Annotated in this window: 20 protein-coding genes and 7 pseudogenes; 15 read left to right on the top strand and 12 right to left on the bottom strand. The window is 63.6% G+C overall.

Annotation, left to right across the window (positions count from 1 at the left end):
• Window positions 1–33: 33 nt before the first annotated feature.
• Both GXN78_RS34005 and GXN78_RS34000 read right to left on the bottom strand, forming a co-directional pair.
• Complete coding sequence (locus tag GXN78_RS34005; RefSeq protein WP_106560272.1) at window positions 34–1,224, bottom strand: DarT ssDNA thymidine ADP-ribosyltransferase family protein; 1,191 nt, start codon at window positions 1,222–1,224, stop codon at window positions 34–36.
• A 699-nt stretch (window positions 1,225–1,923) separates the two neighbouring features.
• On the bottom strand, window positions 1,924–2,985 hold the full coding sequence (locus tag GXN78_RS34000; protein ID WP_106560273.1) for a DNA-binding protein: 1,062 nt from the start codon (window positions 2,983–2,985) through the stop codon (window positions 1,924–1,926).
• A gap of 148 nt (window positions 2,986–3,133) precedes the next feature.
• Here GXN78_RS34000 and GXN78_RS33995 point away from each other — a divergent pair, with 148 nt between their 5' ends.
• From GXN78_RS33995 to GXN78_RS33970, 6 genes are all read left to right on the top strand, one after another.
• Window positions 3,134–4,267: a site-specific integrase gene (locus tag GXN78_RS33995; protein ID WP_106560274.1), complete on the top strand. Its 1,134-nt coding sequence runs from the start codon at window positions 3,134–3,136 to the stop codon at window positions 4,265–4,267.
• Between the two features lie 94 nt (window positions 4,268–4,361).
• On the top strand, window positions 4,362–4,574 hold the full coding sequence (locus GXN78_RS33990) for a type II toxin-antitoxin system VapB family antitoxin (protein ID WP_106560275.1): 213 nt from the start codon (window positions 4,362–4,364) through the stop codon (window positions 4,572–4,574).
• Window positions 4,574–4,957 carry a VapC toxin family PIN domain ribonuclease gene (locus GXN78_RS33985; protein ID WP_106560276.1) on the top strand — a complete coding sequence of 128 codons (384 nt, stop codon included), beginning with the start codon at window positions 4,574–4,576 and terminating at the stop codon, window positions 4,955–4,957. Before GXN78_RS33990 ends, GXN78_RS33985 begins: the two co-directional genes overlap by 1 nt.
• A 586-nt stretch (window positions 4,958–5,543) precedes the next feature.
• Window positions 5,544–6,377 carry a tripartite tricarboxylate transporter substrate-binding protein gene (locus GXN78_RS33980; RefSeq protein ID WP_239143063.1) on the top strand — a complete coding sequence of 278 codons (834 nt, stop codon included), beginning with the start codon at window positions 5,544–5,546 and terminating at the stop codon, window positions 6,375–6,377.
• Between the two features lie 29 nt (window positions 6,378–6,406).
• The gene (locus GXN78_RS33975) at window positions 6,407–7,954 is read left to right on the top strand and encodes an AMP-binding protein (protein WP_106560298.1); all 1,548 of its coding nucleotides are present in this window, start codon (window positions 6,407–6,409) and stop codon (window positions 7,952–7,954) included.
• Window positions 7,955–7,959: 5 nt separating this feature from the next.
• Window positions 7,960–8,925 (top strand): nitronate monooxygenase, encoded by a 966-nt coding sequence (locus GXN78_RS33970; RefSeq protein WP_106560299.1) that lies wholly within the window; start codon window positions 7,960–7,962, stop codon window positions 8,923–8,925.
• Window positions 8,926–9,870: 945 nt separating this feature from the next.
• Here GXN78_RS33970 and GXN78_RS33965 read toward each other — a convergent pair.
• Together GXN78_RS33965 and GXN78_RS33960 are read right to left on the bottom strand one after the other, a co-directional pair.
• Window positions 9,871–10,662 carry an enoyl-CoA hydratase-related protein gene (locus GXN78_RS33965; RefSeq protein ID WP_106560278.1) on the bottom strand — a complete coding sequence of 264 codons (792 nt, stop codon included), beginning with the start codon at window positions 10,660–10,662 and terminating at the stop codon, window positions 9,871–9,873.
• Between the two features lie 127 nt (window positions 10,663–10,789).
• Entirely contained in the window at window positions 10,790–13,039 is a 2,250-nt protein-coding gene (locus GXN78_RS33960; RefSeq protein WP_106560279.1) for a molybdopterin-dependent oxidoreductase, read from the bottom strand.
• A gap of 227 nt (window positions 13,040–13,266) precedes the next feature.
• Between GXN78_RS33960 and GXN78_RS41670 the strand changes: the two are divergent.
• Window positions 13,267–13,626 (top strand): annotated as a pseudogene (locus GXN78_RS41670) (ABC transporter ATP-binding protein); the annotation flags it as partial.
• A gap of 213 nt (window positions 13,627–13,839) precedes the next feature.
• Here the strand turns inward: GXN78_RS41670 and GXN78_RS33955 are convergent.
• Window positions 13,840–15,060: an ABC transporter substrate-binding protein gene (locus GXN78_RS33955; RefSeq protein WP_106560280.1), complete on the bottom strand. Its 1,221-nt coding sequence runs from the start codon at window positions 15,058–15,060 to the stop codon at window positions 13,840–13,842.
• 64 nt (window positions 15,061–15,124) lie between these two features.
• Window positions 15,125–16,762, bottom strand: coding sequence for an AMP-binding protein (locus GXN78_RS33950; RefSeq protein ID WP_106560281.1), 1,638 nt, complete (start codon window positions 16,760–16,762; stop codon window positions 15,125–15,127).
• A 260-nt stretch (window positions 16,763–17,022) separates the two neighbouring features.
• Here GXN78_RS33950 and GXN78_RS33945 point away from each other — a divergent pair.
• The 4 genes and pseudogenes from GXN78_RS33945 to GXN78_RS41665 form a co-directional block, all read left to right on the top strand.
• Window positions 17,023–17,100: pseudogene (locus GXN78_RS33945) on the top strand (short-chain dehydrogenase); the annotation flags it as partial.
• Between the two features lie 154 nt (window positions 17,101–17,254).
• Window positions 17,255–17,425 (top strand): annotated as a pseudogene (locus tag GXN78_RS33940) (3-methyl-2-oxobutanoate hydroxymethyltransferase); the annotation flags it as partial.
• A 13-nt stretch (window positions 17,426–17,438) separates the two neighbouring features.
• Window positions 17,439–18,275 carry a pantoate--beta-alanine ligase gene (gene panC / locus GXN78_RS33935; protein WP_106560282.1) on the top strand — a complete coding sequence of 279 codons (837 nt, stop codon included), beginning with the start codon at window positions 17,439–17,441 and terminating at the stop codon, window positions 18,273–18,275.
• Between the two features lie 50 nt (window positions 18,276–18,325).
• A pseudogene (locus GXN78_RS41665) lies at window positions 18,326–18,525 on the top strand (oxidoreductase); the annotation flags it as partial.
• A 202-nt stretch (window positions 18,526–18,727) separates the two neighbouring features.
• Here GXN78_RS41665 and GXN78_RS33930 read toward each other — a convergent pair.
• The 3 genes from GXN78_RS33930 to GXN78_RS33920 are packed head-to-tail and all read right to left on the bottom strand — an operon-like array spanning window position 18,728 to window position 21,872.
• Complete coding sequence (locus GXN78_RS33930) at window positions 18,728–20,140, bottom strand: MATE family efflux transporter (protein ID WP_106560283.1); 1,413 nt, start codon at window positions 20,138–20,140, stop codon at window positions 18,728–18,730.
• Between the two features lies 1 nt (window position 20,141).
• A complete protein-coding gene (locus GXN78_RS33925; protein ID WP_106560284.1) occupies window positions 20,142–21,413 on the bottom strand; it encodes an MFS transporter in 1,272 nt (423 codons plus the stop codon).
• 9 nt (window positions 21,414–21,422) lie between these two features.
• A complete protein-coding gene (locus tag GXN78_RS33920) occupies window positions 21,423–21,872 on the bottom strand; it encodes a MarR family winged helix-turn-helix transcriptional regulator (RefSeq protein WP_106560285.1) in 450 nt (149 codons plus the stop codon).
• Between the two features lie 54 nt (window positions 21,873–21,926).
• Between GXN78_RS33920 and GXN78_RS33915 the strand changes: the two are divergent.
• Window positions 21,927–22,464 (top strand): annotated as a pseudogene (locus tag GXN78_RS33915) (PaaI family thioesterase).
• Between the two features lie 53 nt (window positions 22,465–22,517).
• On the opposite strand, the gene GXN78_RS33910 reads toward GXN78_RS33915, so the two are convergent.
• On the bottom strand, window positions 22,518–22,955 hold the full coding sequence (locus tag GXN78_RS33910) for an acyl-CoA dehydrogenase C-terminal domain-containing protein (RefSeq protein ID WP_106560286.1): 438 nt from the start codon (window positions 22,953–22,955) through the stop codon (window positions 22,518–22,520).
• A 97-nt stretch (window positions 22,956–23,052) separates the two neighbouring features.
• Here GXN78_RS33910 and GXN78_RS42295 point away from each other — a divergent pair.
• A pseudogene (locus GXN78_RS42295) lies at window positions 23,053–23,277 on the top strand (hypothetical protein); the annotation flags it as partial.
• Between the two features lie 746 nt (window positions 23,278–24,023).
• Here the strand turns inward: GXN78_RS42295 and GXN78_RS41655 are convergent.
• Both GXN78_RS41655 and GXN78_RS33895 read right to left on the bottom strand, forming a co-directional pair.
• Window positions 24,024–24,260 (bottom strand): alpha/beta hydrolase, encoded by a 237-nt coding sequence (locus GXN78_RS41655; RefSeq protein WP_239143062.1) that lies wholly within the window; start codon window positions 24,258–24,260, stop codon window positions 24,024–24,026.
• Between the two features lie 230 nt (window positions 24,261–24,490).
• On the bottom strand, window positions 24,491–25,075 hold the full coding sequence (locus GXN78_RS33895) for a TetR/AcrR family transcriptional regulator (protein ID WP_106560287.1): 585 nt from the start codon (window positions 25,073–25,075) through the stop codon (window positions 24,491–24,493).
• 270 nt (window positions 25,076–25,345) lie between these two features.
• On the opposite strand from GXN78_RS33895, the gene GXN78_RS33890 reads away from it, so the two are divergent.
• Together GXN78_RS33890 and GXN78_RS33885 are read left to right on the top strand one after the other, a co-directional pair.
• A complete protein-coding gene (locus GXN78_RS33890) occupies window positions 25,346–25,555 on the top strand; it encodes a hypothetical protein (RefSeq protein WP_106560288.1) in 210 nt (69 codons plus the stop codon).
• Between the two features lie 36 nt (window positions 25,556–25,591).
• Window positions 25,592–26,786 (top strand): annotated as a pseudogene (locus GXN78_RS33885) (thiolase family protein).
• Window positions 26,787–26,825: the final 39 nt, after the last annotated feature.

Genomic DNA, 26,825 nt, shown 5'->3' with positions numbered 1-26,825 from the left:
TCGCCGCGATCCAATATTCCCTCTTTGGGCCTCTCACTCAGGCGTGCACTCCAGGAGCACGGTGAACCTTTTGCCGATGTCGGCGACGTCGGCGGTTCCAAGGATCTTGGTCGATGGCGCAGCGCTATATTTCACGTCATTCGCGTCAAGAAAACCGCGCAGCGTCGAAGGCGACACGGCAAAATTGACGTTCTGGGCAATGTCGCCAGTCAGAGCCGCGGTCTTGAGAACATTCAGCTTGCTTGTCACGACCCCAACGACGTTGCCACTTGAATCAAGCACTGGACCGCCGCTGTTGCCAGGTTGTACTGGGGCTGAGATCTGAACGATTGCCGTGTTGTTGGCTAGGCCTGCAAGCGCGGTTGCGTTGCCCGCCGTAACCTGAGGTCCAGCGGCGAGCAGGCCACGCAACGGAAAACCAACAACGGTCACTGCGTCACCTGCCGCAAACGCGTCTGGCTCAAGGTTGCCGTGGGTGCCATGATTGCATCCACTTCGATCAAAGCCAAATCGTTCTTTGCATCCGACGCTTTTACACGGGCCGAGCCACGATCCGCCACTTCGATCTTCTTGCATCCCTGGACGACATGAGCATATGTGACTACGGGTTGCAGCAATGGCGAAACCAGAGCCGGTCGTCTTTCCCTTGGGTTTGGCCACTTCCTCCGTCTGAGCAGTCTGCGGTGATGCCAGTTTCCCCCGCGCGATCTGGACGTTGCGCCGATCGTCTTGGTCTCGTCGAGGACTTTGCGAGGCGCACTGAGACCAGTATTTGGCGTTGATCGCGTTCCAGTCAAGAGCGGAATCCAGCGCCACCACGTCGGTATAGAAATCTGGATAGGCGGCGCCCGCGTTAGCGTCTGAAATAGCCCATTGTCGCCCGAGCCCGACACCCAGTGCCACCGAACTGACAAGGTGCAGGATCTCGCCCTGACTGCCCGGCGGCAGACCCGTGTTGCCAAGGTTCACCGAATACAGCATGGGCGAGCGAGGGCAAAAGTAGAACGGGACGAATTCGCCCACAAAGCGATTGCCAGCCTGCGGGACTCGTGTTTCCTGGAGCCGTCGGCGCTTCATATGGTTGTGGCCGATGACGACGGCGGGCCCACCTTTGCGCGCAGCGAGCATTGCATCGGAGACGAGGCGGCCCTCCGCGATGATCGCGGGCAGATTGGTGATGTTGGTGATGTGGTAGATCGGCGTAGCGTTTAGATCGCGCGGCATGGCCCCCTACAGACTGTTGAATGACTGGAACTCAGGCGGGAGCCTCATGCGAGCATGGTGCGCGAGATATGTTTCGCCTGCGACGCCGAGTGGCGCCTCCCTCTTGCGCAGCGCTTGCTATTGAACTCTCCTCCGGGCGTGGTTTGGTTACGAATCTACACGATGTTGATGCGATAGGAAAGCTCAGTGCTCCCCTGCAGCTACCGCCATTCTCACGGAGGCACCAGCTCCGCCTCGCGCCACAGGCCGACGCACTTCGCCCTGGATTCGGTTGCTGCGAACGGTCCGTGCTCCTGTGGCATCGGCTCGTGCGCGTAGTCGCGACGCCACTACACCAAGCCGATGGTGAGCATGGCGAACCCAACATCGAGCGTCTTCGGGCCATTCAGGGCTGAGTGCGACGCGACCTTCACTCGACTCACTCGCCCGCCGTGCCGGTCGATCTTCGGGCAGTCGCATGCGCCCGACGTTCGGCGCCGGACAGGCATACAGGCCGCACTGAATATTTGGGAGTTGCCAAGTAAATCGCCAAAAACTGAAGTGCCTTGCTATCAACTTGATAGCGGTTGCTCCAGAGACCTTGCGGATTGCAGTGGCTCCTCGACCTGAGCTCGGACCAGGAACCTGCGGATTAACAGTCCGTCAATGAAGCCCGGTGGGCCCAATTGACCAATGATGAAAACCTCCCTCAGCCCCCGCTCAAGGCTTCCGCCGTCGACGAGCGGCGGACGTATCAGCCTTCGCAGCTGACTTGCTGACCAAAGCCTCGGCCAACATCCGCCGCGTTGTCTCGTGCGCGGCTTTTTCATCGTCGATCCGGCTCTCGAGCGCTTTGGCGCGCGCCGCGAGCGCATCTGTTTGGGTCCGCGCCTGCGCCAAGTCGATGCTTTGGGTGGCCAGCTGCTCGCGCAGCCCAGCCTCGGCATGCCGCGCCGCTTCCCGAACCTGGTGGAGCTTCTCCAACTCTTCCTCCAACCGTTTTGCCGCCGCTTCCTCGCTCTTGGCCCGCCGCTGCTGCTCCCTGGCCAACTCGGATTCCAGCGCCTTGGCCGTTTGCCTGGCCCGATCCACCTCGGCCAGCATCCGCCGCTCCTGACCCGCGTGCCGCTCTTCGGCTTGGCGCAGGTCCTGGTCGCGCGCGGCCATCGCCTCGGCGTGTTCCCGACGCATTCGTTCCTGGGCTTCCCCCGCCTGAGAGAGCAGGGTGGTCAGCCGCCTGATGTCGTCATCCAGGCCCGTGCGCACCCGGTGCGCCTCGAGCGCGTGTTCCTTGAGTTGCCGTTCCAGCGCCTCGCGAGCCTGCTGAGAGGAGGCCAGCGCCGCGTCCAGGCTCGCCCGCGCGTGAGCGAAGGCTTCCTCGCGCTGCGACAGCGCCGCCTGCGCCCCGGCCAAGGCATCCTCGCGGGCCTGCAGGTCCGCCCGAACTGATTCCAGCTCGCCGCGCTGAACTTCCTCGGCCTCGCGCCGCGCCGTCTCCCAGAGCAGCTTCGCCGCATTCCGCACGCCCACCGGCATGCCGTCCGGATCGTTGCCGGCCGGACGCCCGGAAGCTGAACCTGCCGTCGATCCCACCAGCCGTTCACCAAGCGTCGCGAACCACCGCTCGAGCATCGGGCTCACGGTATTCGGCGAGCCGCGCCCGATCTTCAGCCGCACGCGCTCGATCGTGGGCCGCTTGCCCTCGGCCAGCAGTGCATCCGCGGCCGCGAAGACGTCGACCTCCTGGATGCCACGGCTACGAAGTTCGGCGATCTGGTGCATATCGTTCCTTTTCCGGCTTCAAATGGCGGCGAACTTTGGCCAACGTCGCCGCCCTCTTGCAGTACTATTTTAACCTCGATAAGGGAATGTTATCGGGACTTATTGGTGTATAATGTAGCGAATCATACGTCGTATGTAAGATAAAAACATGAAAGCAGCCAAAACGCACCCCCTGGCCAACCTGCCCGAGCGCAGCCCGGCGCTGGAGCCGCTCCTTGATCCAGGTCGTTTGACGCAAACCGCCGAGGACGCAGCCCGCGCACTGCTGCGCGAAGGCGAATCGACCAACACGCGCGCCTCCTATGCCTCGGCAATGCGCTACTGGTGCGCCTGGTACGCCGCGCGCTACGGCGATGCGCTGCAGCTGCCGGTTTCCGTGCCCGTGGTCATCCAGTTCATCGTCGACCACGCCGCACGCACTGCCGCAGCCGAAGGCGCGCCGTCGTCCCGCGCCTGTCTGGTCACCGAGTTGCCCGCGGACATCGACCAGGCCCTGGTCGCCAACGGCTACAAGGCGCGCCTCGGGGCGCCGGCGCTCAACACGCTGGTGCACCGCATCGCTGTGCTGTCCAAGGCGCACCAGCTGGCCAAGGCGCCGAACCCGTGCGCCGACCCGCTGGTGCGCGAGCTGCTGGCCCAGACGCGCCGCGCCTACGCCAAGCGCGGCGCGCGGCCGCGCAAGCAGCGCGCGCTCACCAAGGACCCGCTGCAAGCGGTGCTGGCCACCTGCGACGACACCCTGCGCGGAAAACGCGATCGCGCCCTCCTCCTGTTCGCCTGGGCGACCGGCGGGCGACGGCGCTCCGAGGTCGCCTCGGCCACGCTCAAGAATCTTCAGCGTGTCGATGCCAACTCCTATCTCTACACGCTCGCGCACTCCAAGACCAATCAGGCTGGCGCCCAGCGCCCCGACGACGTCAAGCCCCTGGCGGGCAGTGCGGCGCAGGCCATGCAGGCGTGGCTCGCCGTGCTAGCGGAAAGAGGCATCCAGGAAGGCGCCCTCTTCCGCCGCATCCGCAAGGGCGGCCATCTGGGGGAGCCGCTCGCGCCAGCGGCCGTGCGCGACATCGTGAAGGAGCGATGTGCGTTGGCAGGGGTGGAGGGAAGTTTTAGCGCGCACTCGCTCAGGGCCGGGTTCGTGACGGAAGCCGGCCGGCAGAACATGTCGCTGCCCGAGACGATGGCCATGACCGGCCATCAGAGCGTGGCGACCGTCATGGGGTATTTCAGGGCTGAGAGCGCTTTGGGAAGCAAGGTTAGCCGGATGCTGGATGAACAGTGAAGATTTCCACCGCATTCCGTGGCTGCGAGCTCAGGTAACCCCAGGGCTCTTGCATCCAAATTGATGCACAATTGCATCATTACAGGCGACTCACATGCGAACGACCGTGACACTCGACGATGCGCTCTACGCCAAAGCCCTTGAGGTGGCGGACCCCGGGATGGACAAAGCCGAGTTGTTTCGCGAGGCCATCGAAACTTTTGTTCGGGTCCGGGCTGCCAAGCGCCTCGCCGCACTGGGCTCGTCTGCACCTGACATGCGAAGCGTTCCTCGCCGGCGCCCTCGGCGCCCAGCAACCCAATCCTGATGGGACCCGTTCTCGTCGACACCTCCGTGTGGGTGGGTCACTTCCGCCAGCGGAACAACGCTCTGATCGCGCTATTGCGGGCAGATCTGGTTCTGATACATCCGATGATCGTTGCCGAGCTGGCATGCGGGACGCCGCCGGAACCGCGACTGCGAACATTGGGCGATCTGGACCTGTTGCAGCAAGTTCAGCAGCCGACTCTCACCGAAGTGAGAGATTTCATCGAGCGGGAACGGCTCTACGGGCTCGGTTGCGGTCTGGTGGATCTCTCATTGCTCGCGTCCACAATGCTCATGCGGCCCGCCAAACTCTGGACACTCGACAAAAGTCTTGGCGCCCTTGCCATGCGTTTTGGCGTCATGCATCGGCCAGCACTGCACTGAGCGCTGCGCGATCGGTCTTCTTTCGCCGAAGGCAACAATCTTTCTTATGCGCAAGGCGGCTGCTCAAGGACGGTACCTCGGTCTGGCGGCAGGTGCAATCGCGCAACAAGCGCGCGCTGCGCATCGCACTCACGGCGCGCGGACTGGCCCTCACCTGCGAGCTCATTCCGATCGCACGGCACTACCGGGCCACGTCACTTCACCACTGCCGAAGTGAAGACACTTCGCGCAATGCTGCTGCGCCTGTACGCCAGCACCATCCCGCCCGCCTAAAGGGGTGGCGCGTGGCCTCGGGCCGATGAGCCTCCGGCGTCACGCTCCGCGAACACCCCTTCGCGACGGCTGATCTTTCTTGCCACTATTTTTGGCGTGTTCTGCGATTGAGCCCGCGCAGCCGCGCACGCGACACTCGCCGACATTGGGATTGCAGGAGACGGACATGCAGGAATTTTTCCCCGTGCGACGCCCGGTGCTTGCACTGCTTCTCTGCGCGGGGCCAGCGGCCTGGGCGCAGGTCCCGGCGACCTACCCGGCGCACCCCATCAAGTTCGTCGTGAACTCCTCGGCAGGCGCGTCCGTGGACACGATGACCCGGCTGATCGGCGCGCAGCTCAGCGCGTCGCTGAAGCAGCCGGTGGTGGTGGAAAACCGCCCGGGCGCCAGCGGGACAATCGGCGCCGACGCCGTCGCCAAATCGTCAGCCGACGGCTACACCGCTTTGGTAGGCGTCACAAGCTTGATCCAGACACCGTACCTGATACCGAGGTTGCCATACGACATCTTCAAGGATCTCTCGCCCGTGCTGATGCTTGCACGCGGCGCCAACATCGTCGTCGTTCCGGCCGACTCGCCCGTCAACACCCTGCAGGAGTTCGTCTCGATGGTCAAAGCCAATCCGGGCAAACACAACTACGGCACCTACGGCAACGGCACCACGGCGCACATCTTTGGTGATTCGTTCAACCGCCAGGCCGGCATGGACCTCGTTCACGTTCCCTTCAAGAGCAGCTCGCAGATGCTGGCGGCCGTCATAGGCGGCCAGCTCAGCGCCGGCTTCCCCGACGCGGCATCGGCACTGCCGCAGGTAGCAGCCGGCAAGCTCAAGGCGCTCGCGATCACAGGCAACCAGCGGTACAAGGCAATCGCGAACGTGCCCACATTCGCCGAAGCGGGCTTCAAGGGCTTCGAACTCTATGGATGGTACGGTGTGTTCGTGCCAGCCGGCACCCCTCGAGCGAACATCGACAAGCTCTCCGCGGAGATTGCCCACATCGTGCGAACGCCCGAAGTGGCCTCGCGCTTCGAGGATCTGGGTCTTTTCGTGACGGCCACCGGGCCAGACGCGTTCGCCGCGGAGATGAGAGCCGACTCGCAGGTGTGGGGTCGTGCCATTCGCGCGGGCAACATCCGGGCTGAATGAGAGAGATCGACGTGGCGGCGGTGCAGCAGATGCAACACAGCGGCCTGACCGTGGGCACACAGGTGCTGCGCGCGCTCGCGCGCCATCCCGGGCGTCCCGCGTTCACGTGGGATGGCGGGGAGATGTCATACCGCGGAGCCGCGGAACTCATCGGCCGCATACAGAAGGTGTTCCTTGCGCACGGACTCGGTCGCGGCGTGCGCGTGGCCGTGCTCAGCGCCAATCGCGTCGACAGTTGGTGCGCCAGCGTCGCCGCGCACCTCTGCGGCGCCACGACCACGTCGCTGCATCCCAAGGGATCGTTCAGCGACCATGTGTACCAGCTCGAAGACAGCGGCGCAGCGGCCCTGGTGATCGACGCGCAGACCTTTTCCGAGGTGGGCGGCCAACTCTCGGCGCGCGAGAATCTGAAGGTTTTCACGCTCGGCGCGAGCGGCTGGGGCATCGACCTCAATGCTGCCGCCCTGAAGGCGGGCGCGGCAACTGCACGGGACCTCGCGCATCCTGACGATGTCGCGACGCTGAACTACACCGGCGGCACGACCGGAAAGGCCAAGGGCATCGTCCGGCGCCACCACGGCACGGTAGCGATTGCCAACGCGATCCTCGCCGACTTCGACCTGCCGCGCCGTCCGTACTACCTCGCCGTCGCGCCGGTCAGCCACGTGTCCGGCACCAAAGTTCTGCCCACGCTCATGCGTGGAGGCTGCATTCACTTGGCGCGCACCTTCGACCCCGGCCAAGTGCTTGCCACCATAGAGCAACGGCGCATCAATGCCATGCTCGTCGTGCCGACGATGCTGTACACGCTGCTGGATGAGCCGAAGCTCGCCCGGGCAGACGTCTCGTCGCTGGAACTGCTTCTCTACGGCGCCGCGCCGATCTCGCCGGCGCGGCTGGCTGAAGGCGTGGAGCGCATCGGCCCCGTGTTTGCGCAGCTGTATGGGCAGACGGAATGTCACCCCATCGCCTTCCTGCCGAAGGAGGATCACGATCCCTTGGCTCCGCACCTGCTCGCGGCGTGCGGCTTTCCCGTTTCGCAGAACGCGATCGCCCTTCTGGATGACGAAGGCCGGCCCATTCCGGCCGGTGAAGCGGGCGAGATATGCGTGCGCGGACCGAACGTGATGGCGGGCTATTGGAACCGGCCCGAAGAGACCGCCGAGGCGCTGAAATTCGGCTGGCTGCACACCGGCGACATCGCCAGGTCCGACGACGAGGGACGCCTCTACATCGTGGACCGGAAGAAGGACATGATCATCACGGGCGGCTTCAACGTCTTCACGCGCGCTGTCGAAGACGTGCTCATGTCGAACTCCGCGGTGTCACTGGCGGCGGTGATCGCCACCCCCGACGCGCGCTGGGGCGAGACGGTCACGGCCATCGTCGTGCGCCACCCTGGCGCACACGTGAGTGCCGAGACACTGATCCAGGAAGTGAAGGCGAGCAAGGGCGCCGCGCATGCGCCCAAGCGCGTGGAGTTCGTGGACGCGCTGCCCGTCACGAGCCTGGGCAAGATCGACAAGAAGGCGCTGCGCGCCAAGTACTGGGCTGGCCGCAGCCGAGACATAGGTTGAAGATCATGCAGTTGCCCGCTTCCATCTCTCGGCGACTGAAGCTGCCACTGATCGCGGCACCGATGTTCCGAGTTTCCGGGCCCGAGCTCATCATCGCCGCGTGCAGGCAAGGGGTGATTGGCTCGTTCCCCACCGCGAACTGCCGCACGATCGAGGACTGGGATCACTGGCTGACTCGTATCGAGGAGAGCCTGACTCCCGCGGACGCGCCGTGGTGCCCCAACCTCATCATGCGTCGCAAGACGGTGATGGAGGAACTCGACATCCTGCTCAAGCACCGCGTCGAAATGGTGATCACGAGCGTCGGCTCGCCCGAACCCGTGGTGAAGCCGCTGCACGACGCGGGCTGCCTGGTCTTCGCGGACGTCGCCAACGTGCGGCACGCTGAAAAGGCCGTGGCGGCGGGCGTGGATGGACTGATCCTGCTCACCGCCGGTGCGGGCGGGCAGACAGGCTGGGCCAACGGCTTTTCGTTCGTGCGCGCGGTGCGCTCGATCTTCGACGGGCCGGTGGTGCTCGCAGGTGGCGTGGGCGACGGGCAAGCCGTGTGGGCCGCTCAGACGCTCGGCTGCGACCTCGCGTACATGGGCACTAAGTTCATCGCCACCCAGGAGAGCATGGCAGACGACGGGTACAAGCAGATGCTGGTGTCCTGCCGGCTCGACGACGTGCTGCTCACGCGCGCATTCACGGGCCTGGAGACCAACATGCTGCGGCCCTCCATTGTCGCCGCGGGCCTCGATCCGGACAACCTGCCGACCCACATCAGCGAAGAGCGCGCCGCAGCCCTCTACGGCGGCGGGACTGGTAGCCAGGGGCCCAAGCGCTGGCTCGACGTGTGGGGCGCCGGCCATTCGGTGTCAGGCGTCACCAACATCCCGTCAGTGGCGCAACTCGTTTCAGCCACCGCGCGCGAGTACGAGCAAGCACGCAGCGAGACGGCGAGGCTACTCGCGTGGAGGCCGCGCTAGCGGATTCAATGAGCCGCAGCGGACGTCGCCGCCCTCTCATCGTTCTGCGCGTGCAGGTTCTGGGCAGGTTCTGGATCGCGATCGGGAAGTCGGTCTTCGCCGCGTTCGCGCTCGGCAGCCAGCTAGTCGCCGAGGCATATGCGTGTGGTCGATCGTGCGCATGTTTGCCTCGATCTTTGCTCAATCGAACACACCAGTTAGGCTGCGGCGCCTGCGCAGCACTTCTTGGTTGCGCAGCGCCTCGACTCGCTCGACAGCAACGCCCAATCTGCCGAGCACTTCGGCGTTGCTCACCCCTGGAAGTAGGGGCAAGGCCGGCAACTTGGAGCGGCGAAGCGCCATGGAGGCCCGGGCATGCGCACGGTGCTGCCTTGCCGGTCTTCGACTTCGACGACCGCGCCCCAACCCCTTCGCTCATTCGGTGTCCGCGCACGACGCCGATAGCCAGTCCCGCCTCGCTGACCTGCGCCTGGACTCGTCCAGATCGGTAAAGGTCAAGATCCAGGGCCTTCACTTCGGCCATCAAGCTCGCAAGGTTGGCCTTCGTCATTGACGTCCAGCCCCGATAAATGGGCCCCCGCGGTGCGTGCCCCGATGCTGCAGCGCGGCCAGGACGGCGATGACCCCGTGTAGACGTCGGCGTGGCGGCGTGGCTGCGCGTCGTTGCGCATCTCAACCATCGCGCTTTCGTAGTGCTTCTGAAGGATGTCAGGACCGTCTCCGCATGGACGTAGGCGCGAAAGCAGGTCGATTGCGCCACAGGCCCGTTTGGCCGTAGCCGCTGATCGAAAACGTAGACGTTCTTCGGATTGAACCTCGCAACGCCGCCGTAGCCGAAGCTGAAGCCGAAGCGCGCGACCCTGGCTACGCGGCTTCTACCTGCCTGCCAAGGTGCACATGGTCAGGCGAGGTCTGCCGAGCGCATCCCACGACTTGCCAAGCACACTAGTGGCCTGTGAAGTTTGCAGGCCGCTTCTCGACGAAAGCTCGAACCCCCTCTTTGCCGTCCGCGCTGTTTGCCGCTTCCGCAATTTCCCGGGTTTCGCGTTCCATCTGCGATTCCAGTGTGTCGCTGAAGGCGTGCATCAGAAGTCTCTTCATGCCGCCGAAAGCCTGCGTCGGTCCTTTGGCAAGTTCCTGGGCCCAGGCCTGCGCCGAGGCCTGAAGATCGGCGGCCGGTACGACGCGATTGATCAACCCCCAGTCCAGGGCTTCGGCTGCAGACAGGACGCGCCCGCCCATGTAAAGCTCCGCGGTCCTTCGAATACCAAGAATGCGGGGCAGAAAATATGTCGAACTGCCATCGGGCGTCAGCCCAACCTTCGCGTACGCGCTCGTGAACGTCGCGTGCTCGGCCGCTATGGCGAGATCGCAGGCTCCGACCAGACTCAGCCCTGCGCCGGCAGCCACGCCGTTGATCGCCGCGATCACCGGCGCGTTTCCCCAGGCGAGGCGCGAAATCGCCAGGTGAAGATAGCCGGTGATGTCACGCATCAACAGGCCCGCGGTGTCCGGATCTTTTGCGAAGGACGCGACATCTCCACCGGCGCTGAAGGCCTTGCTTCCCTGGCCGGCGATCACGATTGCGCGCACGCTGCGATCTGGCGTGAGTCTGCTTGCGACGTCGCACATCTCCTTTGCCGTGGCCAAATCGATGGCATTGTGAACGTGCGGGCGGTTCAGCATCAATGTTGCCACGCCACTGCGCACCGAGAGGTCGATGTTCACGTAATCCATTGCGCTTCCTTGTGTTGATCGTTTCTCTGGAGAGAGGGCTAGAAGCGGTGTGCGGCGGCCCTGTGCTGCGGGGGAAGCGCGGGCGAGTGTCGGTGGCCGCCACCGCGATTGCCGAAGAAAGGCTTTGTCATGCTGCGTGCGGATCATCTGCACCCGCGGACGCCGAAGAAGCGACGTACGGCGTCGAAGGCTGCTTCACCGTCGCCGCGTCAGTCAAACGCTCGACCCGGCAGGCGATCCCCTTGAGGTGCGGAATTCCCTGCTCGCGATCGAGATGCTCACGGTCGTCTGGACAGATCTGCGCGTCCGCGTACTCCCAGGCGCCCGACAACGTGCCGTCGCCTTCTTCACGCTCGGGCAGCCACCATCCGTGGGGGACCCGTATCACCCCGTCGGGCATGTCGGCGCGGAGGCTCGCCTTCAGTTTGACCCTGCCTTGGCGGGTGACAACTTGCGCCCAGTCGCCTTCACCCAGTCCAACAGCTGCAGCGTCACGCACGGTGATGAACATCAGGGGATCGGGCTTGCGGGCCCTCAGGCTGGCGATGTGTCTGTGCCCTGTCTGGAAGAACTCGTCGTCCCTGACCCCCATGAACATGCTGAAGGGAAACGCCGGATCGTGCGGCGGGTCATCGCGCCAGTACGGCAGAGGATCAAAGCCTAGCTCCTCAAGGAGTTCGGATGACAGTTCCACGAGCCCGGAAGGCGTAGCAAAGCCAGTACGCTCGTACTTGCGGTACTCCAGCTTGTTCATGTGATAGGCGTGCTCCGCGGCGAAGCTGGCGAAGTCCTGCTTTAGTCTCTGCAGGCGGTAGTCCAGAACATCTTCGTTGGTCTCCCATGGAAACGCTTCGGACAGGCCCATGCGCATTGCGAGACCGCGCCAGAAGTCGTAGACACCTCTGCATTCCCCGGGAGGCTCGACGACTTTCTGAGAGGGCCGGTAGATGGAAGTCCATCCGAATCCGTCCGCAAGAGCGTTGCGCTCCAGCCATGCGTCGCCCGGGAGGATGAAGTCGGCAAGCTGGGCCGTTGGCGTGCGGAAGTGCTCCACGGCCACAATCAGATCCTGCTTCAGGAGCGCCCGCTGGATAAGTTGCATATTGGCAAAGCTCATCAGAGTGTTGTTCCCCAGGGTGAAGAACGCCCGCACGGGATATGGATCGCTGTCCGCCATTGCACGGAATACGGCGGACGGGTTAGCCATGTAGCTGCCGGTGATGAGGTTCGGCCATTCGTAGCCCCACACCCGCTTGGCTGGTCCGCTCAGTCGCGCCATCGCTCGATAGGTGAAGGCGGGATGCGCCTCGCAGCCTAGTTGTTTCGCCTGCTGGGTTGCGGACAAAGCCTCGTGCATCTCCAGTTCGGACTCGTGAATGATGTCGCGGTGAAAGCCATGCAGGACCTCACCTCCCGGAACGTCGAGGTACCCGCAGATCGCGCGCAGCGTGCACATCAGGCGAATGGCGGAAGTGGAGTTTCGCTGCTGGTCCGTGATCGGCGTCCAAGGAATGACGGACGGGCCGGACGCCGCGTACATGCGCGCTGCCTGCGCGATGAGCTCGGGCGCAACGCCCGTGAGGCGCGCAACTCTGTCCAGCGGGAACTCTTCGACACGAGCCTTCAGCGCCTCGAAGCCCTTGGTCCAGCGCTGCACGAAGGCCTTGTCGTAGAGTTCTTCGTCTAGGATGACCTTGAGCCAGCCGAAGCACATCGCCGCGTCGGATCCGGGCCTCAACGGAAGCCAGAGGTCGGCGAGTTCGGCATTCTCGCTGCGCCTCGGATCCAGAACGATGAGTTTCGCACCTCGCTCCTGCGCACGCCGAATGGCGTTGTAGATTGGCGTCCAGGAATGCTTCTTGGGGTTGTGGCCGAACAGGACGATGCAGTTCGTCTTCGGGAAGTCGGGATAGGGGTACCACCCGTACACGAGCCGGTTGACGGCCGCCGTGTTGCCGGCACAGATGGCGACGCCACTGATCCAGTTCGGGGAACCGAGCAGATTCATGAAGCGACGCGCCGCGCCGTTGTCCGTCTGGGTGTTCCACTGCGAGGTAGACACGGCAAGGGCCTCCGACCCATGAACTGCAACGATGTCGGAGAGTCGATTGGCTATCTCGTCAAGCGCCGCGTCCCAGCTCACCTCTGCCCACCGTCCCTCGCCGCGTGCTCCCACGCGGCGCAAGGGCCGAGTGACGCGCTTCGGATGACCGAACCCCGAGGGCGCGTGAACCCCTTTCATGCAGATGTTTGCCATGAGCGGGCGCGAATCCACTGCCTTCACGCGTACGTCGCCGACCTTGCCGGAAGCAGGAACCTCGGCGAGCACCTGGCAATAGATGTCGCAGCCCGAGCACAGTGCTTTCTTCTCTGTCATCGGGTGCCTGAAAGAGCCACAAGGCTCGCACAGAAAAGGCAGGCCCCAATTCGCTTCGACAGCCGTGATTCGCGCTCTGCGCTCGCGCGCTGCAGGGAGCATTCCTTAAGCATAGTGGCCATTGGTAGCATTGCTAGGTGTATACACACGCAGTATAGACCTGAGTGCTGTTCTGCGCAAAGGGCTGCGCCTTAGGGACAATCCACGCAACGCTTCGCGAGGAATGGATGTTTCCCCATCTCGAGGTGCTTGAGAACGTGCGTCTCGGCCTGCAGCGCGCCCTGAGCAGAGCTACCACTTCTGCCGCAGCGACAAGACGCTGGGCGCGCTCAATGCCCGCGCTCGCGAGCTGCGGTGCGATTGGATGCGATTGCCGACGAGCTGACCGCTGACCTGCCCTGTCGTCGCACGGCGCGCTGGAGCTCGCCGACGCTCGCGATGACACCGGAGTTGATGCTGCTGGACGAACCCGACGCAGGGCATGGGTCAATAGGACGTGCATGTGGCGGAACTCATCAAAGCGTGGGTCGGCAGGCCGCGCCATTCTGATGGTGGAGCACAACATGCGCGTGGTCTCGACCATTGCACCTCGCTGCCAGCAACTTAAGGGTGATCTAACGTGTGGCGCACGCATCGGCTTGTCCGCCGATCAGATCGGGCCCACCGCGTCTCGACTGGCTCGTGCCAAGACACGCACGACAGTGATACGCTCCGCCGCCCATACGCAACCCGGTGCCATCGGCGCCCCGCACGGGTTTTGGCATTGCGGGAAACGCTACCCGCGCGCAGCGTCGCTGCTCTCAGGTACGGCCCTTCATGGCGGGGCAGCGACTCCGGCTTATCGGTTGGAATGCGGCGTCGCCAGGAATCGTCTGCATGACCTTGTAGATGTCCCACTTGCTCTTGGACTCTTCGGGTCTCTTGACCTGGACCAGGTACACGTCGTGAACGAAGCGCCCATCGTCGCGGATGCGTCCGTTCTTCGCAAAGAAGTCGTTCACCGGCAGTTCTCGCATCTTCTTGAGCACCGCGCTGGTCTCGGTAGTGCCGGCAGCCGCTACGGCCTTCAGATAGTGTGCGGTCGACGAATAGTCGCCGGCCTGCATGGCCGTGGGCATCTTACCGGTCTCCTTGAAGAAGCGTTGGGACCACGCCCGCGTTTCGTCGTTTAGATCCCAGTAGAACGCCTCGGTGGCCAGAATGCCTTGGGTTGCCCGCAGGCCGACTGCGCTGATGTCTGTGTTGAAGACCGCCAGGGCGACCAGACGTTGCTTGCCCGACTTCGTAAGCCCGAATTCGGACGCTGATCGCAGCGAGTTCTGGACGTCCTGGCCGCCGTTGGCCAACGCCACCACCTGCGCGCCCGAACTCTGTGCTTGCAGCATGAACGAGGAGAAGTCGGACGCCGCAAGCGGATGCCGGGCCGAGCCGAGGCTCTTGCCACCATTGTCGGCCACGACCTTGGAGGCATTGGCCTCGAGCGCCTTGCCGAAGGCGTAGTCGGCGGTGACGAAGTACCAGGACTTCCCGCCCTGACTGGCTACGGCGTAAGCCGTACCGCTAGCCATCGCGAAGGTGTCCCACGCGTAGTGAATCGTGACCGGTGTGCACTCCTCGTTCGTGAGCGCATCGGTCCCGGCTCCGTTGACGATAGCGATACGGTTCTTCTCCGCGGCGACCTTGGTGACCGCGATGGCCACAGCGGAGTTCATCAGATCATTGACCATGTTGACCTTCTCGACGTCGAACCACTGCCGCACCTTGGTGGCGGCGACATCGACCTTGTTCTGGTGGTCGGCCGACAAGACCTCTATCGGTCTGCTGAGCACCTTGCCGCCGAAGTCTGCCACCGCCATCTGCACCGCCTTCACCGAGCCGGCGCCGGTCAAGTCGGAGTAGCCGCCGGACAGGTCGGTCAGCACGCCGATCCGCACGGGTTCGCTGGCCGCGTCCTGCGCGGGTGCACTGGATGAAATGAGGGCCGCGACGGCGAACGCCGCACATGTCAAAGCATTGCTCATGGGATGTCTCCTCGGTAGTGGAATCGGATGGCGCACTAGGCGCGCCGCAGGGTGACCTGATCGTCTATTCGCCATCGGTGGCTGCGGTCGTCTTGGCAAACTCGCGCAGACGGAACTTCTGCACCTTGCCTGTCGCGGTGTGCTCGATAGCGCCGAAGATGACGCGCTTTGGAACCTTGAAGCGCGCGAGCCGGGCACGGCAATGCGCAACGACGTCCTCTTCGCTCATCTCGAAGCCGGGCTTGAGGGAGACGAAGGCCCAGGGCACCTCGCCCCACTTGAGGTCAGGCGCCGCGACGACCACGGCCTCGAAGATGGCTGTATGGGTGTAGAGGGCCTGCTCGATCTCGAGCGACGACATCTTCTCGCCGCCTGAGTTGATCATGTCCTTGCTCCGGTCACGAATTGAGATGTAGCCGTCCGGATGGCGCACGGCCAGGTCGCCGGTGTTGAACCAGCCGCCTGCGAAGGCCTGCCGCGTGGCATCTTCGTTCTTGAGGTAGCCACGCATGACCGTGTTGCCACGCACGACAACCTGCCCGATCGTTTCGCCGTCCCACGGGACCGACTGGTATCCGGAATCCACGACGTCCAGGGCCTCGCAGGCGGGAAATCGAACGCCGGCGCGCGCCTTCAGCTCGTAGCGATTCCCATAGGCACCGTCGTTCCAACTGGTTTTCCAGGCGCTGACGGCGGTCGACGCGTAGGTCTCGGTCAGACCGTACACCTGCGTAACATGGGCGTTGAGGGCCTCCACGCCTTCGATCACTGACGCAGCCGGTGCCGCTCCGGCGGTCAGTATCCGCACGGGCGTGTCGAAGCCTTTCCCATCAGCAGGCCGGCGCGCCAGCATGGACAGCACCACCGGGGCCGCGCAGAAATGAGTCGCATGGTGCGCATTGGCGATATCCAGAATTGCCTGGTCCTCCACTTTGCGCAGGCACAGGTGGGTTCCCGCTAGCAGCGTAATAGTCCATGGAAAGCACCACCCGTTGCAGTGGAACATCGGCAGTACCCAGAGGTAGGCCGGGTGAGCTCCCATGGACCAGGCGACGGTGTTCGCCATGGCGTTGAGGTAGGCGCCGCGGTGATGCGTCACTACGCCCTTGGGATTGCCAGTCGTTCCGGACGTGTAGGAGACAGCGATCGCGTCCCATTCGTCCTCAGGCCCGACGAGCTGGCCGTGTCCATGGCCGTGCGACACGGCTTCCTCGTAGCCCATGTGCCCGAGTGGCACGGTGGTGTACGCGACGCCAGTGTCCACGACTTCGAGTGCTAGCGGCGGACTCTTCATTCCGGCCAGTGCGCCAGCGATCGTCGCTGCGTACTCGCGATCGTAGACGAGCACCTTGGCCTCGGCATGCTCCAACTGGAAGCGGATGACCGCAGCGTCCAGTCGCACATTGATGGTGAGGAGCACTCGCCCGGCCGAGATGCCCGCGTGGCTGAGCTCGAGCATCTCGGGAATGTTGGGCAGCATGGCGGCGACCACGTCGCCCTTGCGAAGGCCCCGCATGTCGAGGAACCCGGCGAAGTCCTCGCAACGTCGCAGCAGTTCCCGATAGCTCATTCTCCTCTCGCGATACACGACAGCGCCGTACTCCGGATAGATCTCCGCCGTGCGCTTGAGGAAGGAGATCGGGGACAGCGCCTGGAAATTCGCTGCGTTCTTCGCCAACCCCTCATCGAATAGTGCACCCATGTGTCGTCTCCGTACTGCAGATAAAAGAGCCAGGCTCTATAGAGAAAATCGCTGTCCGTATTTCAATGCCTGCAAGATCTATCTATGATAGGTGTGTTCACACGTCTTTAACCAGGAGGCAACCCCCGTGGATACCCCTACCGCACTCGTCGTGGGCGCTGGTGACAACCTCGGGGCTCGCTTTGGCACTCCGATTCGCATGCAAGGGAATGAAGGAGTGCGTCGCGCGATGCACGGCCGATCAGCTCGCTGCGTGGAGCGGCACCATCTTCTTCACCGGCGCTACCGCGAGCCTGAGCGGCGCCGAAGGCTACTCGGCGTTTTCCGGCACCAAGCACTGACTTCGATCGCTAGCGCAGAGCATGGCGTGCGAGCTGGGCAAGCAGGGTGCATTTCGTCCACCCGTTCATCATGGGCCGACGGGCGCTTTCCCGAACTGGTGCACCGCGCCCCACCAACGACCTGCTCGCGCCGGACACGTCGCGAATATCTGCTGGCGAGGTGCTCGTGCTGCACGACATGCTGGGCATCAACCTCGGCAAGATGCCGAAGTTCGTGCGCAACTTCATGGCCGATGCGCCCGGCATCGCAGAGGCTCTTGCAGCCTATGTGCGCGCGGTGAAGGACGGCAGCTTCCCCGACGACCAACTCCACGCCTGGTAGGCAGATCACGACCATGCACATCGCCCGCACCCTCCCCGAACTGCGCGAACACTTGAGCCGCTTCCAGCGCCCGGCCTTCGTCCCCACCATGGGCAACCCGCACGAGGGCCACCTGGCGCTGGTGGCGCAGGCCAGGCCGCTGGGCGACGTCACGGTCGCCAGCATCTTCGTCAACCGGCTGCAGTTCCTGCCGCACGAGGACTTCGACACCTATCCGCGCACCTGGGACAGCGACTGCGAGAAGCTGCGTTCGGCCGGCTGCGACCTTCTGTTCGCGCCCGACGAAAAGGCGCTCTACCCCGAGCCGCAGACCTGCAAGGTGCATCCGGACCCGGCGCTGGCCGACATCCTCGAAGGCCATTTCCGGCCCGGCTTCTTCGTCGGCGTCTGCACCGTGGTGATGAAGCTCTTCAGCTGCGTGCAGCCGCGTGTCGCGGTGTTCGGCAAGAAGGACTATCAGCAGCTGATGGTCATCCGCCACATGGTGCGGCAGTTCGCGCTGCCCATCGAGATCGTGGGCAGCGAAACCCGGCGCGCGGACGACGGGCTCGCGCTGTCCTCGCGCAATGGCTACTTGAGCGAAGCCGAGCGCATGGAGGCGGTCCAGTTGTCGAAGGCGTTGCAGGCGATGGCCGATGCGCTGCGCTCGGGCGAGCGCGACCTGGGAGCCATCGAAGCGCGCGCCATGCAGTCCCTGAAAGCGCGCGGCTGGGAGCCTGACTACCTGGTGCTGCGCCGCCGGGCCGACCTGCAGGCGCCAGCCCCCGGCGAGCCGCTGGTTGCACTCGCGGCCGCGCGCCTCGGTGCCACCCGCCTCATCGACAACCTCGAGGTAGAACGGGCAATCTAAGCTTTGGTCGCACGTGGGTTCTTCCGCTCCACTTTGTAGGCGGCGCGCGCGCGCCGATCGCCAAGGAACGGAGGGCCGGCGCCGTCGATACCGTCGGCAGTCACACGCTGGTCAACGTGCTGGCGCAGAACAGATATCGCGGTGTGGTGATGCCTTCGGCCTCGCCCCAACGCAGGATCTTCCAGGATCAGTCCGCCCTCATTCTGCGCAACGTGACCCTCGCGAGATCGATGCCGTCAATGCGCCGCGATCCGCATCCTCGAGAGGAAAGTCATGGGAGGGACCGGGGGTTGACGTGAACGCATGAAGATGGAAATGTCGCGGTGACCCACAAGAACAAGGGCGTCATCACCTTCAACCACCACTAGGTCGCAAAGAGCCCGTTAACCGACGCAGATGGGAACGTTGTTCGTGCGCGGTCGCAGCGCAAGGGCCACCACCGTGTCGGCACACTATGACCGCTGTAGCTTCTCGAGTCTTTGGAGCAGCGCGTATGGCGTACGCGGCCACCCAACACGCCCGAACCAGGCGCCACCAGCAATGGCGCATGCGATAACGACCCCGTACACAAGCAGTCCCACCCCTTGTACTGCGAATACCGGCGCCAACTGACCAGTTCCGCGCAGAACGAACCAGCCACCGATCCCGGCGACGGCCAGGCGCGCGAGGTTTCCGACGACAGGCCAGTATAGGCGGCCGGCGCCTTGTGATGCGAAGTACAACACCAGTCCGACGCCGAAGAACCCGTAGAACGGCCCGACTGCCCGCAGGTATTGCGTGCCAGTCTCGAGCATCACGGGATCGTTACCGAAGAGCAGCAGCCATGGACGAGGGAACAATGCCGCTAACAGCCCGATGGCCTCCGCCAAGCCAAAAGCCATCGCGGCACCAACCCAGGTTGCGCGCAATGCACGCTCCTTGTGATTGGCGCCGATGCAGGTGCCGACCATTGCGAGCAGCGGAGATCCGAAGCCGAACATCAATGGCACCAGCAGATACTCGAGACGTGAAGCCGTGCCGTAGCCGGCGATGGCACCCGGCCCGAACTGTCCGGCGAGGGCGGTCGCTGTCGCGATGGACAAGTTGATGCAGACGGTTGCAATGGCGGAAACGAGACCGACGCGAAGGATGTCGCGGAACATGGGCCACCGCAGCTGGGCCCTTCTGAATGAAATCAGAAGCAAGCTGCGGCTGGAGCGCAAGTACACGACCAGCGCAACCGAACCAAAAAGGTAGTAAAGCAACAGCGCGGTGGCACCGCCCGCGATACCCATTCCCGGCACCGGTCCCCAGCCGAAGATAAGTAGCGGCGACAGCGGTATTACCAACACCACGCCGGCGACGGTCACCTTCGCAGGCACGGCCATGTTGCCGGTCCCCCGAATCACGGCTGCGAGAGAATTGAAAAGCCACACCAGAACGGCGCCCGCGAAGACCCAGTGAGAGTAACTGATGGCTGCTTCCAACGAGGCGCCGGTGCCACCCATTTGCGCATAGAGCCAGCGGCCGCCGACGCTCAGCGCGAGCGTGAAGGCAGTTCCGAAGCACAACGCAACGATGACAGCATGCAGCACCAGCGCCTGAGCATCTTCGCGGCGCCCGGCGCCCAGCGCACGTGCAATCGCCGAAGCGATGCCGCCGCCCATCGCACCGGCCGATGTCATCTGCATCAGCATGACGATCGGAAACACGAGCGCCATTCCCGCCAGCGCATCGTTTCCAAGCTTGCCGACAAAGAAAGTTTCGATCAGGCCGACTGCGGCCTGCGCCACCATCACGACCACGTTTGGTATAGCCAGTCGCAGCAGCGTGCGGCCGATGGGGGCTTCCAGCAGCACCCGTGTCCGCGCATCGACGCCGCTCATGTCAGACCACGGCGGCCGTCGCTCGACGTGCCAGGCGCGCCTCACGAATTGGCAGATTGATGAGAGCTGCGCCAGCGGCCAGTGCGATGTCGATGTACCAGACCCAGTCGTAGCTGCCGGTGACCTCGAACATATACCCGCCCAAGAACGCACCAAGGAAGCCGCCGATCTGGTGCGCAAGCATTGCTACGCCAAAGAGCATTGCCATATTCGCCGGGCCGAACATCTTCGCGACAAGCCCTGCGGTGGCTGGCACGGTCGAGAGGAAGGTCACTCCCACAAGTGCGGCGAAGATCAGCATCACGGCGGGTGTCTTCGGTGCGACGAGGAATGCGAGGACCCCGAGCCCGCGCACGGCGTAGACCAGGGACAGCAGCGACTTCATCCGCCAGCGTCCCACCGCCCAGCCCATGCCGACGCTGCCGACGATGTTGAAAAGGCCGATCATTGCGAGCGACCAGCCACCGATCTCCGGCGGAAGTCCGCAGGCTGCGACCACACTCGGCAGATGAGTTGCAAGGAAGGCGACGTGGAAACCGCACACCAGAAAGCCAATCGTGAGATAGCGGTAGCTCGGCGTCGCGAGCGCCTGACTCACGGCCTCTCGGGCCGTCAGCGTCTTTGTCCCTGAAGCAGCCGCAGCGGCCGCGGCTATGACCTTCGAGTTGCCCTTGAGCACCCACACCGCGGGCAGCGCCAACAGTGCCAACAGGCCAAGCCATTGCATCGACGCGGTCCATCCGACCGCCGCGGTCAGCCCAATGGCGATCGGCGCCATCGCGAACTGGCCGACGGAGCCGCCAGCGTTGACGATGCCCGTGGCCATACCACGCTTGTCAACAGGCACCAATCGCGTGCTCGCCGCCATTAGCACCGAAGGCCCGGCCATGCCGGCGCCACCGGCCCCCAATACGCCGATGGCGAAGATCAGCCCAGCGGTTGACGTCATCAGTGGCGTGATGACGGTGCCGATCACGACCAGCAGCACGCCGATGAAGATCACCCGCCCAGCGCCGACACGGTCAGCAACCGCGCCGGCGAAGGGCTGCGTCAGACCCCACCAGAGCTGCCCGAACGCAAAGGCCAGGCTGACGCTGCCTATGCCCAGACCTGTCGAGGTGTTCACTGCCGGGAGGTAAAGGCCCATCGCCTGACGCACGCCCATCGTGAGCGCAAACGTGCCGGCCGCCGCCAGGAGAACCAGCCAGAGGGCGTAGCCTGAGGACTCGGACCGTGCTCTTAGTCCTTCAGCTGTCTTTGTGATGTCGCTCATCCGCGCCTCTCACATCCTTGCCCCGGCTGTCTCACGCAGACGCTTGATGCTCTCGTCGATAAGCACATGCAGCTCCAACACACGGTCCGAGCCGAGGATCGAGTTGAGCTCCCGCTGCGCAGCGCGCCAACAACGCTGTGCCTCAGCGCATTTTTCACGGCCGGCTTCGTTGATGCGAATGAGACGGCTGCGTGCATCTGGCCCTTCAGCCTGCGTAAGCCAGCCCGCCGCGATCATTGGCTTGAGATTGCGCGTCAGTGTGGAGGCATCCAAGTTGAGGTGATCCGCTAGATCGGTGGCTCGCAGCGCGCCGTACCGCATGACATGCGTGAGCAGGGAGTACTGCGTGGTCTTCAGGCCGGCGGCCGCGATATGCGCGTCGTAGAGGCGCGACACAAGCCGCGTTAGCCCGCGCAGCCTGAAGTTGGTACAGCCTTGCGGTTTCGTGATTGCATCCATCACGATTCATTGTACCTACAATATCTGTACTTGCAATCAAAAGGATGGACCTGTATGCAGAATGAGCTTTCCCGATGGATCGATCTGGAGAACGCGATCATCGAGAAACTGACAGCCGGCGCTGGTCCGGGCGTGGCTACCCTGGCGCAGATCGAAGGCAAGACGGGCCTGGAATTCATGCAGGCGATGCTCGACGGAGAGGTTCCCTACGCCGCTATCGCGAAAACATTGGACTTCACCGCGATCGAGATGCAACGGGGCGTGGCCATCTTCCAAGGCACGCCGCTTGCGCAGCATCTGAATCCGCTGGGCACTATCCACGGCGGCTGGATCGCGACGCTGCTCGACTCGGCGCTGGGGTGCGCGATCCACACCATGATGCTGCCGAGCCGCAGTTTCACCACAGCAGAGCTCAGCGTGAACTACGTCAAGGGCCTCACGCCGAAAGTACTGCGCGTGCGCGCCGAAGGCAAGGTTATCCATTGTGGCCGCCCACCTCGCGACAGCCGAAGCGCGGCTCTTCGACGCCGACGGCACGCTCTACGCCCACGCCACGACTACATGCCTAGTGTTCGAACTGCCAAGGCGCTGACGCACACAATCAGCCGGGGACCTGTGCGTGCGGCCGCCCTCGCAATCGCTTGTCTAGAGTTGCCAGCCATCTCCTGATGTCCAGGGCGATGAGTCTGCACCCAGTACAACTGCGAGTGACTGCGTCTCCGGGAGCAAGCGCTCAAAATAGAATGACGCAGTGCTCAGCTTGACGCGGTAGAGCGGATCGTCGCTTTCGTTCTGTCGCTGGAGAGCAATAGCGGCCATGCGGGCCCACATCCAAGCCACCGCCACATGCCCCGTCTCCGATATCACCCTGGCCGCGCCATTCCGGAAGTCCGACTGGCATTGGTCCCCCTTGGCGTTGCGGGGCGCAAAGATCTCCAGCGCCAGTCGCCTCGCCGCCCCTAGTGCCGCGGCGAATACATCTCCGGTGTGCTCGGAATAGAAGCTACGGCGCACAAGCCCTTGCGTATCAAGGAACTCGTTCATTAAAAAGTCGAACTCACGCTCGCTCACTAGGCCGGTCATGATCTAGGATTGCCCTTGTCTCAGAAATAACGAGCGCTCGCTCGGTTTCCAGGAAGTCTACGGACCCTCCCCCCTCCAGGCAACGTACCGTTCCGCTATGCAGTTCGAATTTGCACCCGGCTTCTCATTCAGTGAATTCCGAAAGGCATCGCCAATCGATGCCAACAGCGTCTTCGACCTGATTCAAATCCGCCATGCGCATCGCATGACGGTCGGGCGGGTCGGCGCCACGACTGAAAACCTGCGAAAAATCATGGCAGCGACCTTCAGGATCGCGAACAAGACAGGCTTCGCGGCCATGTCGCTGCGCGACCTGTCGCGAGAATCGGGGCTGTCAATGGGAGGCTTGTACGGCTACATCAAGACCAAGGACGATCTGGCCGCGATGATCGAGGACGTGGTTCGCTACAGCAGCACCGCCATTCCGGAGTGGTTCGCGACCTGGTCGGATCCCAAGGAAAGACTGGAAGCGACGCTGCGCGGCCACATCTTCCTGTCGGAACTGCTTCATCCATGGTTTTACTTCGTGTTCATGGATACACGCGCACTATCCAGTACTCAGAAGTCAGTTGCCAAGGCCGCCGATCTTCATTTCCAGCAAGAGTTGATGCGTCTGATCAGTGCCGCCAAACTCGCGCGAGGGCCTCAGATCGAATTACTGGCTTCGCATTGCCTTTCTCTTATCCAGGACTGGTATGTCAAACGATGGAAGTACCATCAGTTGCGCATCACGGTGGATGAGTTCGCAAACAGCGTATGCCATCTGATGCTTGCGCTGTCGGCGAGATCACCGGAAAACAATCGCGTCCAGAATGAGACCGAACGCACCGGTTCCAAGTGGCCCCGGGGCTGCAGGCATGTTCGGGTACGCAAACCGTATTCATCGATCTTCCTTTGCTTGAACCGCCCACCGAATGTCGGCACTCACGAGCTCGGCCCGCGCGAATCTGCGAAGCAATCGCAGACGGTTCGCGAGCCCGCCGGGCATGTAACGGAGTTTTGGCTTGGCGACGGCGGCCGCTTCCAACACGAGGTTGACAACGACGCCAGGCTGTCCAGCAGTTGCCATCAGCTCGTTGATCCGGATGACCGACACACGGATGCTCTTGGTGGTGCAGAAACTAGCACCGCACGCTGCGCCGACAAGCCGGCGTGCAGCGCTTCCACCAGCACCGCTGAGCCGATCGAGTGCGCGATCACCGCGTGCAAAGGTCCCAGCGCTTCGCCCAACGCGCGCAACGCCCGGGCTGACTGTGGTATCGACGTTTGCCGCCCGGCAGAGTCACCGTGTGCTGGAAGGTCCATCGCGAGCACGCTGAAGCCGGCGTCGAGCAGCGGGGGCGCGAAGGCAGCCAGAAGCGCCTCACCGCCGTCGAGCACTAGGCGCTGGCGCTGCGACGGAGGTCGTGGCGTCAGAAAGTCGTGTGCGACCTGTTCGGGACGCGGGCGTGGAGCGGCGTCAATCATCGCACTCCGGTGACATGATATTCATCATATTCTTGGTCGAGATCCGCGCCGCCATGGCTCGCGTAAAGTCAGTCGTTGAGGACGGAGATGAGGTGGCTGAGCGCCGCCTCGCGCAGCGCATCGGAAAGGCGGGGGTCGTCGACGGCGCGCGCCAGTGACAGTGCGCCGACCATCACGGCAACTGTGACCAGTGCGCGCTCGTGGGCACCCGGCTCTCCCCATTTAGGCGACTGCCGGCCGACGAGATCAATCATCTCTTTGATGCGGCGAGTGGCGGCTCGCCGCACCTCGGGCGCTTGGCGAGGCATCTCCGAGCCGAGTGCGGCAACAGGACAACCCCTCTCGGTGCCTTCAAGGTGTTCCTTCGACAGATACGCGCGCAGCAGTGACTCCAGCGCACGCTGCGGCGGTGCGCCGGCGGCAATGCGCGCCGACGTGGCGACTGCTTCGGCGCCGGCGCGGTCCGCCGCCTCGGCAAGCATCGCCTCGCGCGACGCGAAGTGGGCGTAGAAGCCGCCGTGAGTCAGACCGGCGGCCTTCATGATGTCGGCGACACCGGTGCCACCGTAGCCGCTGCGCCGAATGGCACGCGCGGCGGCCTCGACGATGCGTTCATGCGAAGCTTCCTTGCGACTATGTGTGGATCGTTTCATGGGCGCAAATCGCTACTATTACTTTCATCATATCCACTTCTTGGCATCCCAGGCAACCTGAACAGACGATGCCCTTCGGGGGCAATCACGACCTGAATGCGCCCTCGCTCGCGGGTAGTCCACGACCGCTCAGTCCCAATGATCTTTCAAGAAGACTTGACAACTCCATGATGCCCCTCATAATATGACGTTCATCATCTATTGCGCCTGGCTTCACGCAGCCAGGCGACGCGTAGAGCCTGACGTACCCCCTCGATCACGGAGTCAGCCTTGCCCATTACCGCCTCATCGCAGCAAGCCTTGTCGTTCAAGATTTGCTTCCCGTCGCTCTCTCGCGAAGGTCGCAGCGTCGACTTTCCGTGCGATGAAGCCGGTCGGGTCGACTTGGATGGACTCGACGAGCGCGCGCGCTGGAACTATCTGTTCGCGCGCGCCATGCTCGGGCGCGAGTACGGGAAGCCCAGCGTACACGCGGCCTAGCTTCGGAAGTTGTCAGTAACCCCTCGAAGGATTCCCATGAGCAAGGATGTCGTCATCTGTTCGCCCGTTCGCAGCAATCGGCAGCTTCGGCGGTTCGTTGAGAGATACCACGATACCACGACGAGCGCACTAGGTGCACATGCCATCGCCGCTACCCTGCGTCGCTCCAAGTTGGATCCCACGCTGGTGGATTCGGTGATTCGGTGGTGATGGGCATGTCGTACAAGCCGGCAACGGTATGAATGTCGCGCGGCAAGTCGCGATCCACGGCGGGCTTCCGGTGGCTGTGCCCGCGATGACGGTCAACCGTGTGTGCGGCTCGGGCGCTCAAGCCGTTGCTACGGCCTATGCGGAGGTAGCTGCGGGACTGTCGCGGATGGTGATCGCGGGCGGCGTCGAGAACATGGATCGTGCACCATACCTGCTGCCCGGCATGCGGTTCGGTGCACGGATGGGCAACGCCGAAGCGATTGACTCGCTGCTGTTGGACGGCTTGCACGATGCCTTCTCGACGCGGCATTCAGGATGGCATACCGAAGATCTCGTTCAAAAGCACGGCCTAACGCGGGAGGAGCAGGACGCGTTCGCGGCGCAAAGTCAGAAGCGCTTTGCCGCCGCTCAAGCAGTCGGGTGGTTCAAGGACGAGATCGAGCCGCTGCCCCTCAAAGGCAAGAAAGGTCCGATCACATTTGCGGCAGATGAATCGAACCGTCCCGACACCACGTTGGAAACGCTCGCCCGTCTGAAGCCCGTGTTCCGTCCCGATGGCACGATCACTGCCGGCAACGCGCCGGGTGTCAACGCGGGTGCCGCCGCGATGATCGTCTGCGACAGCACGATGGCACACGATGCCGGCCTCGCGCCGTCGCTTGTCGTCCGCGGCGTAGGTGTTGCCGGCGTCGAACCCGGCTTCTTTGGGCTGGGTCCCCTGCCCGCGATCCGCCAAGCCTTGGACAGCGCCGGCTGGAATATAGGCGAGGTCGACCGCTTCGAAGTGAATGAGGCCTTCGCTGCTATTGCCATCGTTGTTCGCGACGAGTTGGACATCGACCCGTCGCGTTTCAACGTCGACGGCGGCGCGATTGCACATGGACACCCAATCGGCGCAACCGGGGCGATCCTCATCACCAAGGTGGCCCATGCGCTGCAACGCACCGGGGCCAGTAAGGCTGTGGTGTCGCTATGCATTGGCGGCGGTCAAGGCATTGCCTTGTGCCTGGAGCGCGCTTGATTGCGGCACGGCGGGCCTCCGTACATTGCGCGGATCGAC

The sequence above is a fragment of the Variovorax sp. WS11 genome (genome assembly GCF_010499245.1).
Taxonomy (GTDB): Bacteria; Pseudomonadota; Gammaproteobacteria; order Burkholderiales; family Burkholderiaceae_C; genus Variovorax.
Note: the sequence above shows the minus strand (reverse complement) of the source record. Positions and strands in the feature narration are given on the sequence as shown.